Source organism: Achromobacter sp. 46006 (assembly GCF_059761975.1).
In genome coordinates this window covers 115,824-130,779 of record NZ_JCBANN010000005.1, presented here as the reverse complement: position 1 = coordinate 130,779, position 14,956 = coordinate 115,824, and the positions used below count along the sequence as shown (strand labels likewise).

Here is a 14,956-nt window from a genome sequence, read left to right as displayed (position 1 = left end):
TGCGCGGGATAATGTCCGTTCACCGGCCGTGCCGCCCCCGCGCTGGCACGCGCGGCCCGCTTTGCGCTACCGTTGGAGGCATTGCGCAGCGCTTCTTCACTTGCTCCATGACAGACACCATCCCCGCCGGCTTCGCCCCCTGGCAACCCAGCAGCCAGTTCATGCGCCACCTGGCCGATCTGGGCGGCTTCTACCGGCGCGAGGCCGACGACGTGCTGGCCATGCGCATCGGCCCGGCTCACGGCAACATGCACGGCATGGCCCATGGCGGCCTGCTCGCCACCCTGGCCGACAGTGCCCTGGGCTTCGTCATCGCCCACCAGTGCCAGGCCTCGGTCGTCACCGCGCAGATGTCGGTCGAATACCTCAACGCAGTCATGCCCGGCGACTGGCTCGAAGCCCACGTCACCATCGACAAGCGCGGCAAGCGCCTGATCTACGCCACCTGCCACTTGAAGGTGGACGAGCGCCTGGTGCTCAAGGCCAGCGCCGTCTTCGCCGTGCGCCAGGCGGCGGTGCCGGCCTCGGACGGCTGAACGGACGGGCGCGCGGTCCCCGATGTGCGATCGGCGGCTCTCGGGCCGCCGATCATCCCCTCCAATGGCCGCGCCGCAGCGGCGTCACAGGTACGGCGTCGCCAGCCAGATCACCTTGTTGCGCAGCCGTTTCGCGAACGGCGCCTGTTGCAGGTCCTCCAGCGTCTGGCGGCGCGCGTCGGCCACCCGCGCATCGATGCGCGCGCCGATCCAGCGCGCCACCTGCGGATCGTAGATCTCGGTATCCAGTTCGAAATTCAGGCGCAGGCTGCGCGGGTCCAGGTTCGACGACCCGACGTAGGCCCAGCCGTCGTCCACCGTCATCAGCTTGGAATGGTCGAACGCCCCGCGCGAGCGCCATACCCGGCAGCCGGTGCGCACCACCTGGTCCAACTGCGCCGTCATGGCGTAGTCGACCAGCCGCAGATTGTTCTTGCCGGGAATCACGATATCCACGATCACCCCGCGCCGCGCCGCCGTCGCCAGCGCGCCAATCAGCGGTTGGTCCGGCAGGAAGTAGGGCGACTGGATGCGCACATGGCGCTGCGCCACCGCCAGCGCGCCCAGGATGATGCTGTGCGCGCTGCCCAGGGCCCGGTCCGGCCCGGACGGCACGCAGCGCATCGGCACCACCCCGTCAGCCGGCAGCGCCTGCGGGTCGAACCAGGGTTGCGCCGGCAGCGACTCGTGCGTGGTGAAATTCCAGTCGTGCGCGAACACCGACATCAACTGCGTCACGATCGGGCCTTCCACCCGGAAATGCGTATCGACGTTGGTGGCCGCGCCCGACAGCGCCGTCACGAAGGCCGCCCGGACATTCATGCCGCCGGTGAATCCGATGCGCCCGTCCACCACCAGCACCTTGCGGTGGCTGCGCAGGTTGGCATACGGCATGCGCAACACGCCCAGCGGATTGGTCATGAAGCGCGCCACCGGCACCCCGCCGCGCGCCAGCATCCGCACGATCGGCGGCCGCGAATACTTGGCGCCGATCGCATCGATCAGTACCCGCACCTGCACGCCGCGCCCGTGCGCCTCGATCAGCGCCTGCGCCATCTCGCGGCCGATCGCGTCGTTGTCGAAGATGTAGCTCTGCATCGCCACCGCGTGGCGCGCCTCGCGGATCGCCTGCAGCATCGCCGGATAGGCCTCGTCGCCGCCGGCCAGCGGCCGCACCGCGTTGCCGCCCAACAGCCGGAACCGGCTGACCCGGTCGCCCAGCACCTTCAGCGACGCGAACTGCGGCCCAGAGATCGGCGCCACGTCCACATTGGGCGTCTCCACCAGCGCCGCGTCCACCAGCATGGCCTCGTCGCGCTGCTGCGACAGGCGCGTCTTGCGGATCCGGTTGATCCCCGCGACGAAATACGCCGCCGCCCCGAACAACGGCGAAAACAGCGCCAGCCCCACCCAGCCGATGGCCGAGCGCACGTCCTGCTTGGTCATGGCCGCGTGCACCGCCGCGCCAGCGCCCGCCACCACGCTGATGCCGAACACCATGTGCGGCCAGTACTTGATCAATAGTTCGTGTATTTGATCCATGGCTACGGTGCGACCCTGGCCTCCAGAGGATGATTCGAGCGCCAAGGATATCAAGGCCGGCGCGCGTGGCAAGGGGCAAGGCGCGGCACGGCGCGGTGTTTTACACGGTTGAAAAAAACATGCTAGAATTCGGCCTCTTTGCAGTTGAGCACGAAATTTTTCGTGTCGGCGGCAAAGCAGTCAGTGGTGGCTGTAGCTCAGTTGGTAGAGTCCCGGATTGTGATTCCGGTTGTCGTGGGTTCGAGTCCCATCAGCCACCCCAAAGAATTTAGTGAAATCAGGCACTTACGCGCAAGCGGAGTGCCTTTTTTCTTTTCCGGATGGTGGCAAGATCCGACAAGCCAGTGGCAGCCAAGGCCGTGACGGGAGCCAGCCCGTGACGATGCGCTCCGCGCCGCCGCATCCCGGCGAGATTCTCCGGCAGGGTGTCATTGCCACTTCGACGCTGTCCACGACTGAAACTGCTGACCGGCTGGGGCTGTCCAGAGACACGCTGGGGTGTAGGGATTTCAGTTCAATCTGTCGATATGCCCGGCCGCCCCTGGGGGACGCCCGGGGCGGGCCCGCCGCCGCTTGAAGGCAACGCCTGGCTTCACAACCTGGCGTCAGCGCGTTCGATCCGCCGGGCGAACATGGCGAAGCTGGCGCGGACAATGGCGGGTTTGAGCAGGAAGTCGTGCGATTCGGCGGCAAGCGCGTCGTTGACCGGGTTTACCTCGCCATACGCCGCGGCCGCGCGCAACTGGTTGCGGGCCGCGCGTTCGATCAGCACAGACAAATAGAGGGTTTCTTCCACCGAACCGGTGGCGGCCAGAAAGCCGTGGTTGGCCAGCAGGATGCTGCGCTTGTCGCCCAACGCCGTGGAAATGATCTCGCCCTCCTGGTCGGCAATCGGCAGGCCCGGCCACTCCTTCAGGTGCGCGCAGTCGTTGTGAAATGGCGTGGCGTCCATGTGCGACACCACCAGGGGGCGGCCGGTCATCGACAGCGTCGAGACAAAGGGCGGATGGGTGTGGATGATGCAGCGCACGTCCGGCCGATGGCGGTAGACCCAGAAATGGAAGCGCACGGCGGGGTTGGGCGTGCCCGAACCTTCCAGCACGTCCATGTTTTCATTGATGCGTATCAGCGCATCTGGGCGGACTTCATCAAAAGCCTGCGCCAGCGCAGTGGTGTAGTAGCTGCCGTCGTCATTGCGCACCGTGATCTGGCCGGCCAGCGTTTCCGAGTGACCTTCGCTGGCCAGGATGCGGCAGCTTAGGGCGATCTTCTCTTGCTCGCTCCAGTTGCCGAAATCCAGTTTGTTGGCCGAGCGCTTGAAAAACGCATCGGATTGCAGTTGCTTGTCGTCCACACGCACCTCCTGAGATAAGCCTATGCGGACAATTACAGCGCGCTTGAGCGCGCCCGGCATTGCCCGCAGGCGCACTGGGCTTGTCCAGGTGTGACAGCACCTAGGGAAAACGGTAAGTGTGCCCGGCAAGCGGGCCGATACAATGACTTGGCCCCGCCGTCATACCTGCCTTTCCGTACGCAATGCTCGTCTCCCCGCCGTTTTCCGCCTCCGAACCGGACCTGAATTTCGCGCCGCGCTTCAGGCCGTTCTACGAGGCCGAGCTGGCGGGTTACAAGGCGCGGTTGGACAAGCTGGTCTTGCCAGGCGATTTCAGCGCCTTGACGATGCAGCCGCGACTGCATTTGCAGGCCTGTCGGCTGCGCGCAGGCGGTCTGGCCGTCAATCTGGAATCCACGCCGATTGCCGTGCGGCATCGTGCCGAGCATGCGGCCGACGCCATGCGCGCCGAGTTCCTGGCCAGTTTCATCATTGAGGGGCATGGCGTCATCTCCCAGAACGGCGCGAGCCTGCCGGTGCAGGCCGGCGACATCATGTTCCGCACCACGGCCCAGCCTTCCGAAGTGCGCATGCTCAGCGATTCGCGGCTGGTGGTCATCAAGGGGTCTTTGCTGCGCCTGTTGGGCGCGCAGGATGGCTCACGGTTCACCGCGCAGCGCGCGGCGGCGGGCCTGCCCATGGTGCGGACCGCCTACAGTTGCCTGGCCAATGTGTTTTTCGATGATGTGCCCACCAGCCCGGCCTCCAGCCTGTTTGCCGAACAGGCGCTGATGTCCATGCTGGCCGCCATCTACACCAGCCAGGCGCTGGAGCAACTGCCCGATGCCGAGCGCGCGCCGCTGGAAAGCTGGCTTGCCCTGACCAGCTACCTGGATGCGCATATCGCCGATCCGGACCTGTCGGTCAGCCGCGTGGCGGATGCCTTGCGTGCCTCCCGCCGCTGGGTGCACCGGCTGTTTCAGCTACAGGGCACGCAATACAACCAGTATGTGCGTGAACGCCGTTTGCAGCGGGCGCGTCTGGCGCTCGAAGATCCGGGCCAGAAGCATGTGCCGGTCAAGGACATTGCCCTGTCCTGTGGCTTTCAGGATGCCAGCCATTTCAGCCGGCGCTTTCAAGAGCGTTTCGGCTGTCCGCCCAACCAATACCGCGAAGCGGCGCGGCTCGCTTCGTAGCAAGCCGGGCCGCGGGTGGAATCAGGCGCGGCGGCCCTCCCGGCCTGCGGGCTTCATCAAGAAGGCCGAGGTGCCTGCCACCAGGCCGAGCGCGGCCATGTAGACGCCGACCGGAACGATGCTGTCGAAGCGCGCCACCAGCAGCGCCGACACCATCGGCGCCAGGCCGCCGCCGATGGCGGCCGAGAACTGCACGCCGATGGACAGGCCCGAGTAGCGCAGCTCGGGCGGAAACTGCGCGGCATAGAGGCTGGATTGCGGCGCAATCATCATGGCGTAATTGATCGCCATGGCAATGAAGACCGCGATGCTGTAGGCCATCAGCGAACCGCTACCCACGGCCATGAAAATCGGAATCGCCATCAGCGCCAGCAAGATGCCGCCCCAGCCGCAGACGCGGCGCGCGCCATAACGGTCACCCAACAGCCCGAACAGCGGAATGGTGCAGGTCAATACGGCCGCGCCATAGAGCAGGGCGTGCAAGGCGTCGCTGCGCGCAAAGCCCAGGTTGGACACGGCATACGACACCGAGAACACCAGAAAGGTATAGATCAACGTCACTTCGGCCAGTTTGCAGCCTATGCACAAGAGCAACGCCTTGCCATGCTTGCGCAGCAACTCGGCCACCGGCAGCTTGACCTGGGCACGTTCGGATTTGACGCGGGCGAAGTCGGGCGATTCATCGATGCCGCGGCGGATCAGCAGGCCGACGACGATGAGAACGGCACTGGCCAGAAAAGGCAGGCGCCAGCCCCAGGAAAGAAAGTCGGCCTCCGGCAGGCGCGTTACCAGCGCGAAAGAGCCCACCGACAACAGAATGCCCAGCGGCGCGCCCACCAGCGGCAGGCTGCCAAACAGGGCTTTCCAGCGTGGCGGGGCGTGTTCCACGGCCATCAGCATGGCGCCGCCCATTTCGCCGCCAAACGACAGACCCTGGCCCACGCGCAGCAGCACCAGCAGAATCGGCGCCCAGACGCCGATCTGGCCATAGGTCGGCAGCAGGCCGATCAGCACCGTGCAGATGCCCATCATCAGCAGGCTCAGGGTCAACATGGACTTGCGGCCGATACGGTCGCCAAAGTGGCCGAACAGAATCCCGCCTATGGGACGCGCCAGCATGCCGCTGGCAAAGGCGGCGAAGGCGGCCAGCGTGCCGGTCAGAGGATCGAACTGCGGAAAGAACAGCTTGTTGAAGACCAGTGCGGCGGCGGTGCCGTAGGCTAGGAAATCAAAGGCCTCGACCGCCGTGCCGACCACGGTTGCCACGGCGACCCGAAACAGATTCGGCTTGCCGGATGGGGGCGCGACGGCTCCCGGGTTGCTGACCGCATCCATGTTTTCTCCTTGCGATGTTGTTTGCTTTTTTTGATGTCGCCTAGCCGGTGTGGCCGGGGGCGATATAGCCAGGTAGTTGTTCGATGCGCCGGCGCCAGGCCGACAGGGCGGGCCAGTCGTTCATGTCGATGGCGGCTTCTTCGGCCAGCGACAGATAGCCATAACAGGCGATATCGGCGACGCTGGGTGCGCCGGCCAGCCAGTGCTGGCTGTTCAGGTGGCGCTCCATGGTGCGCAACAGGCGCTGCGTGCGTTGTTCCATGCCCGGCAGGTCCAGCAGGGCCTCGGCCACGCCCAGGTGATGGGCCGCTTCGGCTTTGCTCACGACCCGGGTCAGGCGCAGCGGTTGCAGGCTGTTGGCGATCTCATTGGCAGAGACCGAGATCCAGGCATACATCTGGCCGCATTGCGGCAGCGGCGCAAGCCATTGCGGCGCGTGCTTCTGCGCCAGATACAGCAGGATGGCGTGGCTGTCCCACAGCGTCAGGCCGCCGTCGTCGATGGCCGGCACCTGGCGCCAGGCGCTGATGCGCTCGAAAGCCTCGGTCTGGTTCTTGCGCGCCAGCACATCGATGAATTCGCGGCGGCTGGGCAGGCCGATCAGCGACAGAAACAGGCGAACCTTGTAGCAGTTGCCGGAACGGGGATGGTCATAGAGCGTGATCATGGGCGGCCGTGGGGGCAGTTGGGGCTGCGCCTATTGTTGGCGGCCCGCCGCTGCGCAGCCTTGCCAGCGTGCGCACTGCGCTTGACCGTAAGCGACAGCGGCGCCCGGAATCGGCAATCAGGGGTGGTTCATGCCGGCAAGGTGGGCCTGCGGCATCGCCTTGCCGATCGAAATGCAGGCGCGGCACCCTGCGGGCGGGATGGCGCGTGGGAACCGCGCCGCCCCGGGGGCACCTCGGGCGGATGGCATGCGCCGCGAGCCCTTTCGAGATTTACACCAGCCGGCGCCTCAGGCAGGCGGGGGCGCGTCGGCCGGCGCCAACTGCTGCCGCAGCCACGCCAGATAGTCCTGGATGCCGGCCTCGTTGCGCTGGCAATATGACCATTTCTGGTGCCGGCGCACCGTGATGAATCCGGCCTGGCGCAGGATGTCCAGGTGGCGGCTGGCGGTGGGCTGGGACACCGCCAGCACTTCGGCGATCAGCGTCATGCAGACCCCGAAGGTTGCGGGGTCGGCCGACCATTGCTGGCCGAAATGCTGCGTCGGGTGCGCCAGGTAACGCAGGATGGACAGGCGCACTTCGCTGGCCATGGCCTTGATTTGCAGGGGACGTGTCATTTGCCTATTATATTATCACTTAGCTAAATGACTATATGAGGGCCACTCGTGCTCGATTTGCCGCACACCACGCTGATCCTGGGCAATGCCGTCCGCTGGGGCCGATTCGGCAATGGCCCCCCCTTGGTGGCGATTCACGGCACGCCGTTTTCTTCGCAAGTCTGGCGCCGCATCGTCCCGGCGCTGACCGATCGCCGCACCGTCTATTGCTTCGACCTGGTGGGCTATGGGCAATCCGAGATGCGCGCCGGCCAGGACGTGTCGCTGGGCGTGCAGAACCGGGTGCTGGCGGCGCTGTTCAAGGAATGGGGCCTGCAACGTCCCGATGTCCTGGCGCATGATTTCGGCGGCGCCACGGCGCTGCGCGCGTATTTCCTGGACGGGCTGCGCTACGCTTCGCTGACGATTTTCGACGCGGTGGCCCTGGCGCCCTGGGGGTCGCCCTTCGTCCAGCACGTGCGCCAGCACGAACAGGCGTTCGCGGCCATGCCCGACTACATGCACCGCGCGCTGCTGCGGGCCTATCTGCGGACGTCGGCGCATCAGCCGCTGTCCGAGCAAGCGCTGGCGGTCTATAGCGCGCCGTGGCTCGGCGCGACCGGCCAACCGGCGTTCTATCGGCAGATCGCGCAGATGGACCAGCGCTATACCGACGAAGTCCAGGGCGGCTATCGCCTGCTGGACTGCCCGGTGCAAGTGCTGTGGGGAGAGCAGGACCAGTGGATTGCGCCGGCCCAGGGCGAGGCGCTGGCGGCGTTGATTTCCGACCGGCCCTGCCTGCCGGTGCCGGGGGCCGGCCATCTGGTGCAGGAAGACCGGCCCGAGGCCATCGTCGCGGCCGTGCTCAAGCAGATCGCCGCCGCCTGAGGGCGCGGCGGGCCTGGCTGGTTCTGCGGGGTGTACTAGGCGCTTTGTTGAATTAGAATCCCGGCGATATCAGCCTGCGTTGTTTCAGGAGTGCACGCCATGCTATCGACACTGATCTATCGTAGCCGTGCCCGTGACTTGCCCGGTCTCAACGCGCTGGACGGCCTGTTGGCGCTGGCCCGGCAGCGCAATACCGCCATGGACGTGACGGGGATATTGCTGTTCGATGGCGTCCATTTCGTGCAGCTTCTCGAAGGCCCCGATGCGGCGGTGGATGCCTTGTTCGAGTCGATCAGGCAGGATTCGCGCCATGGCAATGTCGTTCGCCTCATGCGCGACCAAGGCGCGGTTCGTCGATTCGAAGGCGAGGCGATGGGCCTGATTGACATGCGCGAGCTCGACCGCGGGCAAGTGTCGTCGCGGCTGCTTGCCAAAATGAAGGTAAAGGGTGCGCTGTCCGGCAGCGACGATCGGGTGATCAACATCCTGACCTGGTATGCCCTGGCCCGCGGAACCAGCCATATCGTCGACGGCGACGACGCCAGTAACTGGCGGTTCGTGCGTGAGGCGCCGCCCGCGGATCAGGCCGTGCCAGTGGCCCAGGGGCAGCGCTACCAGTTCGCGCTGCAACCGATCGTCAATCCGATGCACAGGGAAGTCAGTTCATTCGAGTTCCTGATTCGGGGGCCCGGCGGCGGTTCGCCCGATGAGCTGTTTTCGTCCGTGCCGCCCGGCCAATTGCATCGGATCGACCTGGAGTCCAAGGCGCTCGCCTTTCTCCTGGCCGGTCGGCTGCCCTTGAAAGACACCAAGATCTCCGTCAATCTCCTGCCAATGTCCCTGATGGCGGAGCCTCTGGCGGTGGAATTCCTGGCCGATCAGATCCTGGCGTCGGGGTTGTCGTGCCATCAAGTCATCGTCGAGGTGACCGAGCAGGAGGCCGTGTCCAGCCCGAGCACCTTCGGCGGCGTGATCGAACGCCTGCGCAGGGCAGGCATTGGCGTGGCAATCGACGACTTCGGCGCGGGCTTCGCGGGGTTGTCAATGCTCGCGGAATTCCAGCCGGACAAACTCAAGATCGATCGCAAGATCATTCAGGACATCCATTTGGATGGCCCGCGCCAGGCCATCGTGCTTGCGATTGTCGAGGCCTGTTCCGCGATGGGCATCACGCCCGTCGCGGAAGGCGTTGAGCGGGTGGAGGAATGGTGCTGGCTGCAAGCCGCCGGCATCCAGCGGTTCCAGGGTTACCTGTTCGCAAGGCCCGCACTGAATCGCATGCCTGAAATCAGTTGGCCAGAACGCCTGTAGCGATGCGTGCCGGTGGCGACGGCGATGGAGAGACACATGTTTGATCATATCGGTTTTGGTGTCAGCGATATGGATGCCAGCCGCGAGTTCTTCCTCAAGGCGCTTGCGCCGCTGGACGTGGGCCTTGCCATGCAGGGGCCGGGAAGCATCGGCCTGGGCAGGCAGGGAAAGCCGTCGCTGTGGCTGTACGCGCAAGCCCGCGTCAGCGCGCCTTTGCATATCGCCGTTGCCGCCGCTTCCCGGGAACAGGTCGACCAGTTCCATGCCGCGGCGCTGGCGGCAGGCGGAAAAGACAACGGTGCGCCCGGCCTGCGGCCTCACTATCACCCCAACTACTATGCGGCCTTCGTGATCGGGCCGGATGGGCACAACATCGAAGCCGTCTGTCATCGGCCGTTGGATTGAATCCGTCGTCGGGCCGCGATTCGGTGGCCTTTACCGGCTGGCGCTGCGAGCACAGGCATCTCTGCGTCAGGACCCGGCGGCCCGCTTGCTGCGCATGCCGGGCACGATCTTGAGATCGGCGCGCGCGCTGAGGTCATGGTAGGCCTGGGTGTCGACGCCATAGGCCGCGACCTTCGACTCGGCGTCGTGGTGCAGGCCCCAGCCGAACTGCTTGACCAGCGGCGAGGCGCGCAGGCACGCCTGCGATTTGGCGAAGAACTCCTCGCGCGCCCGCTTCCTGTCCTTGGTCGCGATACCGTGGCGGATGGCGTGCACCTCGAACAGCAGGTCGTCACTGGTGTAGTGATATGGCCGCCGCGTCAGCAGATCGTGCTGGATCTGCGCGATCGAACCCGCCTTGGTCGGCGTGGTCCCCACCGCGGCGGTGCTGTCGGGAGAGACCGTGATGAAGGCTTCCGTGTAGTTGGTCGTCATGGTGAGGGCGCCGGTGCGGGGGGAGGGTGGGGGCCGCCTGTCCTACCCGCGCGCGGACGGCGCCGTTGGCCGCCGCCGCACGCCAGCACCGCGTCACGAAACTCGTTCATCAGCGGCGACCAGGTGGTGCCGCGGCGCGATATCAGGGCAATGCTGCGGCGCAAGGGCTGGCCCAGCGCCACCGGCAGCGGCGCGACCGCCGTCGTCCCGGCCAGCGCGCTCTGCGGCAGCACGGCCAGCATGTCGCCCTCGGCCAGCAGTTGCAGCGATCCCGGCGAAAAGTGTTCCACCTCGAGCGCCGCGGCCGGCGGCGCCAGGCCGGCCTCGGCGAACCGCGCATCCAGCATGTGGCGCGCCACCGAGGTCGGCCATGGCAGGATCCAGCGTTGCCCGTCAAGATCGCGCCAGCTCAGGCGCGCCCTGGCGGCCAGGGGGTGGCGCCGGCTGGCGGCCACGCACAGCGCGTCTTCGAACATGATCTCGTGATGCAGGGTGGCGGGGCCGTCGGCGTAGACCGGCGTGACCGCCAGGTCGAGCCCGCCGCGCTCGACCTGTTGATTCAGGTCGTCGGACAGGCCTTGCGTGAGCTGTAGCCGCAGCGCCGGACGACGCGGCAGCAGGCGCCGCAGGGCGGGCATCACCACGCTTTCCACCGTGGCGCCGGTGGCGCCCACGCGCAACAGGCCGGCCTCGCCCACGCGCAGCTCCATTGCGTGGCGCACCGCGTCGCGGTATTCGGCCCAGAGCTTGTTGGCATGCTGCAGGAACACCAGGCCCTCGGAAGACAGCCGCAGGCCGCGTCCGTGGCGCTGCATCAGCGCCAGGCCGGTATCGGCTTCCAGCCGCCGCAGCGACTTGGACAGCGCCGGCTGGCTCACCCCGCAGGCCGCGGCGGCGCGCTCCAGGTGGCCGTGTTCGACCGCGGCCAGGAAGTACTCGATATCGCGCAGCGACAGATTCATGAACGTTGGTTATTCTGGATCACACTTTCGGGAATATTAAGGCCGGACGGCGCTTTTAGAATTCCGGACATACCCCAAGACCGTCCAGGAAGCGCCGCCATGCCCCATCGCCCCAATATCGTGCTGATCGTCGCCGACAACCTCGGGTGGGGCGAGCTGGGCTGTTATGGCGGCGGCGCGCTGCGCGGGGCGCCCACGCCGCACATCGACCGCCTCGCCAGCGAAGGGCTGCTGCTGCAGAACTTCAACGTCGAAAGCGATTGCGTGCCGACCCGTTCGGCCCTGATGAGCGGCCGCCACCCGATCCGCACCGGCTGCCTGCAATCGGTGCCGCCGGGCCTGCCGCAGGGCCTGACGCGCGACGAGATCACGCTGGCGCAGCAATTGTCAGGCCAGGGCTACGCCACCGCGCATTACGGCAAATGGCACCTGGGCGACATCCCCGGCCGCTTTCCGTCGGATCGCGGCTTCGACCATTGGTACGGCATTCCGCGCACCACCGACGAAAGCCAGTTCACCGCATCCATCGGCTTCGACCCCAGCGTGGCCGAACTGCCCTACATCATGGAAGGCCGCGCCGGCCAGGCTTCGACCCAGGTCAAGCTGTACGACCTGGACAGCCGCCGTGGCATCGATGCCGACCTGGTTCGGCACGCCCAGGCCTTCATGCGCGAGCAGGCAGGCGCCGCGCGCCCGTTCTTCCTGTATCTGCCGCTGGTGCACCTGCACTTTCCCACGCTGCCGCATCCGGATTTCGCCGGCCGCACTGGCGCGGGCGACTTTGCCGATTCGATGGTGGAAATGGATCACCGCGTGGGCCAGATCGTGGCCGAGGTGGACCAACTGGGGCTGCGCGACGACACCGTTTTCATCTTCTGCAGCGACAACGGCCCGGAGTTCCGCAAGCCCTACCGGGGCACGGCCGGCCCCTGGACCGGCACCTATCACACCGCCATGGAAGGCAGCCTGCGTGTGCCGTTCATCATCCGCTGGCCCGGCAAGGTGGCGCCCGGCCGCGTGTCCAACGAAATGGTGCACGTGACCGACCTTTTCACCACGCTGTCGCGCATCGGCGGCGCCGATATCCCGGGCGACCGGCCGATCGATGGCATCGATCAGACCGATTTCTTCACCGGCGCGCGCACCGATTCCGCGCGCGAGGGCTTCCTGTTCTACATCAAGAACGAGTTGCGTGCGCTCAAGTGGCGCGACTGGAAGCTGCACTTTTATTGGGAACCCGAGGTCAACGAAGGCAAGGGCAAGCTCGAATCGCCTTACCTGTTCAACTTGAAACAGGACCCCAAGGAAGAGAGCGACATCCTGATCTTCAACACCTGGGTGCTCGGGCCGATGCTGAAAATGGTGCAGGCATTCAACCAATCCTGCGCCGAGCATCCCAACACCACGCCCGGCCGGCCCGACCGGGACTGAGCCGCCCGCGCAGACAGGTGGCGCTTATACAAGGGGAAATCATGAAGTCCGTCATCCGACGCTGTGCCCTCTGGCTGGGGTGCGCCGCCGCCCTGGCACCGGCCTTGCCCGCGCAGGCCGAACCGGCCCTGGCCTGGCCCGCAAGGCAGATCACCTGGGTCGTGGGCTTCGTGCCCGGCGGCACCGCCGACGTGCTGACCCGCATCGCCGCGCAGGAACTGTCCCGCCGCAGCGGCCTGGCCGTGGTGGTGGAGAACAAGGCCGGCGCTTCCGGCGCGATTGCGCTGCAGCAGGTGGCGCGCAGCCAGGCCGGCGATGGCTACCTGATCACCGTGCCGGGGCCGCTCATCTATCCCACGCCGCAGCCGGCGATCGGCAAGGAACTCGCGCCGGTCATGCTGCTGGCGCAAGGGCCGATGGTGATCGTGGGGCCGGCGTCGCGCAGCCTGCCGGCCCTGGCCGACGTGCTGGCCGATGCGCGCAAGCATCCCGAGGCCTGGAGCTTCGGCAGCTCGGGCAACGGCACCTCGCAACACCTGGCCGGCGAGCTGTTGAACCAGTATGCCGGCACGCGCATCATGCACGTGCCCTACAAGGGCGGCGGCCAGGCCGTCTCGGATGTCGCGGGCGGCCAGATTCCGCTGGCCATCCTGGGCTCGGCGCCGGTGCTGCCGCAGATCCACGCCGGCGTGCTCAAGGCCTACGCGGTCACCACGCGCACCCGCCTGGCCTCGCTACCGGACGTGCCCACCGTGGCCGAATCGGGCTTTCCGGACTACGACGCGAGCCAGTGGTTTTCAGTGGCGGCCTCGCCCGCCATCGATGCGGCAGTGCTCGACCAATTGAACGCGCTGCTGCGGCAGGCGGTGCAATCGCGCGCCTTCCAGGACGCGGTCGCCACCGCCGGCATGACCGCCGGGGGAGGCTCGCGCGCCGATCTGCAGCGCTTCATCGCCGATGACTCGGCCAAGTGGCGCAAGCTGCTCGACAGCGGCGCGATCAAGCTGGGCAACTGACGCGCCGGCCGCGTTCACGCCGGATTATCCGGCGTCGGCAGCGGTGCGCCGGCGCCGGTGCGCTCCACGATCAGCCGGTAGTGGTGCGGGCTGCGGTGCCTGGCGAAATTGAAAACGTGTTCGCGGAAGGTCTGGCCCATGGCCAGATCGATATGCGCCGTGATGACCTCGTCTTCCTCGTAGGTCGAACGCGCCACGATCTCCCCGGACGGCGCCACGATCATCGAGCTGCCGATCATGTGGTGCCCGTCTTCCGAGCCGCATTTGCCGGCCGCGCCGATCCACACCGCGTTCTGGTAGGCGCTGGCCTGCAGCACGATCTCGTGCGTGCTGGTGCGCCAGTGCGCCGGCTCGTTCCAGTGGATATTGAGCGAGGGCGTGTTGTAGCCCAGCACGATCAGTTCGGCGCTTTGCAGCGACATCACGCGGTAGGTCTCGGGCCAGCGGCGGTCGTTGCACAGGCACATGCCGACGTTGGTGCCTTCCATGTCCCACACGCCGAAGCCCAGGTCGCCCACTTCGAAGAATTTTTTCTCCAGGTGCTGGAAGGGCGCGTCGACCTTGTGGTCGTCGTGGCCGGGCAGGTGGATCTTGCGGTACTTGCCGATGACGCGCGCGCTCCGGTCCACCAGGACGGCCGAGTTGAAGCGGCGGCCATCGAGGGTGATCTCGGCATAGCCGAGGTAAAAGCCGATGCCGAGTTCGCGCGCGCTATCGAACAGCGGCTGCACGTCGGCGTTGGGCATGCTGCGCTCGAAAAAGCGCTCGACCGCCTCGGCTTCGGTCATCCAGTAGCGTGGAAAGAACGTCGTCAACGCCAGTTCCGGAAACACCACGAATTCGCTGCCGCGCGAGGCCGCTTCGCGCAGCATCGCGACCAGGCGCTTGACCACGGCGGCGCGGTCGTCGGCCAGGTGCACGGGCCCCATCTGCGCGACCGCCAGGCCAAGCTTGCGGCGGGGGGAAGTTTTGCTCACAGGAAAGCTCCTCGTAGGGGAATCGAGGCCTCGCGTGCGGGCCTCTTCGAATCAAACCGCCTAGATTGCCCGCTGGCGAGCGATAGGGAAACCCGGGGATGCCGTCCGTGGCGGGGCGCGCGCCGGATTTCGATGATTTCCCTAAGGGTCTGTTTTGAATGGGTTTTTTGCTGCCGCGGGGGATTGCTGCGAGCGGCCGGGCATAACCAGGGCGCATGAGTGACGCGCAAAGATTGATAGGCGGCTTATTACTGGAATTTATGAGGGGCTTAAGCCACTGCTTGAA

General features: G+C 66.4%; 15 protein-coding genes and 1 tRNA gene. 8 read left to right on the top strand and 8 right to left on the bottom strand.

The window, feature by feature from the left end; genetic code table 11:
- Positions 1–107 precede the first annotated feature (107 nt).
- Positions 108–536 (top strand): PaaI family thioesterase, encoded by a 429-nt coding sequence (locus AC6LKG_RS04720; protein ID WP_498163092.1) that lies wholly within the window; start codon positions 108–110, stop codon positions 534–536.
- An 84-nt stretch (positions 537–620) separates the two neighbouring features.
- Here AC6LKG_RS04720 and AC6LKG_RS04715 read toward each other — a convergent pair whose 3' ends face one another.
- A complete protein-coding gene (locus AC6LKG_RS04715) occupies positions 621–2,078 on the bottom strand; it encodes a phospholipase D-like domain-containing protein (RefSeq protein WP_498163090.1) in 1,458 nt (485 codons plus the stop codon).
- A 186-nt stretch (positions 2,079–2,264) separates the two neighbouring features.
- Between AC6LKG_RS04715 and AC6LKG_RS04710 the strand changes: the two genes are divergently transcribed.
- Positions 2,265–2,340 (top strand) — tRNA-His (locus tag AC6LKG_RS04710).
- Positions 2,341–2,670: 330 nt separating this feature from the next.
- Here AC6LKG_RS04710 and AC6LKG_RS04705 read toward each other — a convergent pair.
- A complete protein-coding gene (locus AC6LKG_RS04705; protein ID WP_498163088.1) occupies positions 2,671–3,438 on the bottom strand; it encodes an aldolase in 768 nt (255 codons plus the stop codon).
- 176 nt (positions 3,439–3,614) lie between these two features.
- On the opposite strand from AC6LKG_RS04705, the gene AC6LKG_RS04700 reads away from it, so the two are divergent.
- Positions 3,615–4,607, top strand: a complete 993-nt coding sequence (locus tag AC6LKG_RS04700) for an AraC family transcriptional regulator (RefSeq protein WP_498163086.1) — start codon at positions 3,615–3,617, stop codon at positions 4,605–4,607.
- A 21-nt stretch (positions 4,608–4,628) separates the two neighbouring features.
- Here AC6LKG_RS04700 and AC6LKG_RS04695 read toward each other — a convergent pair whose 3' ends face one another.
- From AC6LKG_RS04695 to AC6LKG_RS04685, 3 genes are all read right to left on the bottom strand, one after another.
- On the bottom strand, positions 4,629–5,942 hold the full coding sequence (locus AC6LKG_RS04695) for an MFS transporter (RefSeq protein WP_498163084.1): 1,314 nt from the start codon (positions 5,940–5,942) through the stop codon (positions 4,629–4,631).
- A gap of 40 nt (positions 5,943–5,982) precedes the next feature.
- Entirely contained in the window at positions 5,983–6,609 is a 627-nt protein-coding gene (locus tag AC6LKG_RS04690) for a glutathione S-transferase family protein (RefSeq protein WP_498163082.1), read from the bottom strand.
- 288 nt (positions 6,610–6,897) lie between these two features.
- On the bottom strand, positions 6,898–7,227 hold the full coding sequence (locus tag AC6LKG_RS04685) for an ArsR/SmtB family transcription factor (protein ID WP_498163080.1): 330 nt from the start codon (positions 7,225–7,227) through the stop codon (positions 6,898–6,900).
- 48 nt (positions 7,228–7,275) lie between these two features.
- Between AC6LKG_RS04685 and AC6LKG_RS04680 the strand changes: the two genes are divergently transcribed.
- The 3 genes from AC6LKG_RS04680 (at position 7,276) to AC6LKG_RS04670 (ending at position 9,810) form a co-directional block, all read left to right on the top strand.
- Positions 7,276–8,094 carry an alpha/beta fold hydrolase gene (locus AC6LKG_RS04680; protein ID WP_498163079.1) on the top strand — a complete coding sequence of 273 codons (819 nt, stop codon included), beginning with the start codon at positions 7,276–7,278 and terminating at the stop codon, positions 8,092–8,094.
- A 99-nt stretch (positions 8,095–8,193) separates the two neighbouring features.
- The gene (locus tag AC6LKG_RS04675) at positions 8,194–9,405 is read left to right on the top strand and encodes a diguanylate phosphodiesterase (RefSeq protein WP_498163078.1); all 1,212 of its coding nucleotides are present in this window, start codon (positions 8,194–8,196) and stop codon (positions 9,403–9,405) included.
- A 36-nt stretch (positions 9,406–9,441) separates the two neighbouring features.
- Positions 9,442–9,810 carry a VOC family protein gene (locus AC6LKG_RS04670; protein WP_498163077.1) on the top strand — a complete coding sequence of 123 codons (369 nt, stop codon included), beginning with the start codon at positions 9,442–9,444 and terminating at the stop codon, positions 9,808–9,810.
- A gap of 66 nt (positions 9,811–9,876) precedes the next feature.
- Here the strand turns inward: AC6LKG_RS04670 and AC6LKG_RS04665 are convergent, their stop codons facing one another.
- Both AC6LKG_RS04665 and AC6LKG_RS04660 read right to left on the bottom strand, forming a co-directional pair.
- Positions 9,877–10,284, bottom strand: a complete 408-nt coding sequence (locus tag AC6LKG_RS04665) for a DUF6157 family protein (protein WP_498163076.1) — start codon at positions 10,282–10,284, stop codon at positions 9,877–9,879.
- Positions 10,281–11,246 carry a LysR family transcriptional regulator gene (locus AC6LKG_RS04660; RefSeq protein WP_498163074.1) on the bottom strand — a complete coding sequence of 322 codons (966 nt, stop codon included), beginning with the start codon at positions 11,244–11,246 and terminating at the stop codon, positions 10,281–10,283. Before AC6LKG_RS04660 ends, AC6LKG_RS04665 begins: the two co-directional genes overlap by 4 nt.
- Before the next feature lie 99 nt (positions 11,247–11,345).
- On the opposite strand from AC6LKG_RS04660, the gene AC6LKG_RS04655 reads away from it, so the two are divergent.
- Positions 11,346–12,677, top strand: a complete 1,332-nt coding sequence (locus tag AC6LKG_RS04655; RefSeq protein WP_498163073.1) for an arylsulfatase — start codon at positions 11,346–11,348, stop codon at positions 12,675–12,677.
- Between the two features lie 41 nt (positions 12,678–12,718).
- Positions 12,719–13,693, top strand: coding sequence for a tripartite tricarboxylate transporter substrate binding protein (locus AC6LKG_RS04650; RefSeq protein ID WP_498163071.1), 975 nt, complete (start codon positions 12,719–12,721; stop codon positions 13,691–13,693).
- Between the two features lie 14 nt (positions 13,694–13,707).
- Here AC6LKG_RS04650 and AC6LKG_RS04645 read toward each other — a convergent pair whose 3' ends face one another.
- Entirely contained in the window at positions 13,708–14,670 is a 963-nt protein-coding gene (locus AC6LKG_RS04645) for an N-carbamoyl-D-amino-acid hydrolase (protein ID WP_498163070.1), read from the bottom strand.
- Positions 14,671–14,956: the final 286 nt, after the last annotated feature.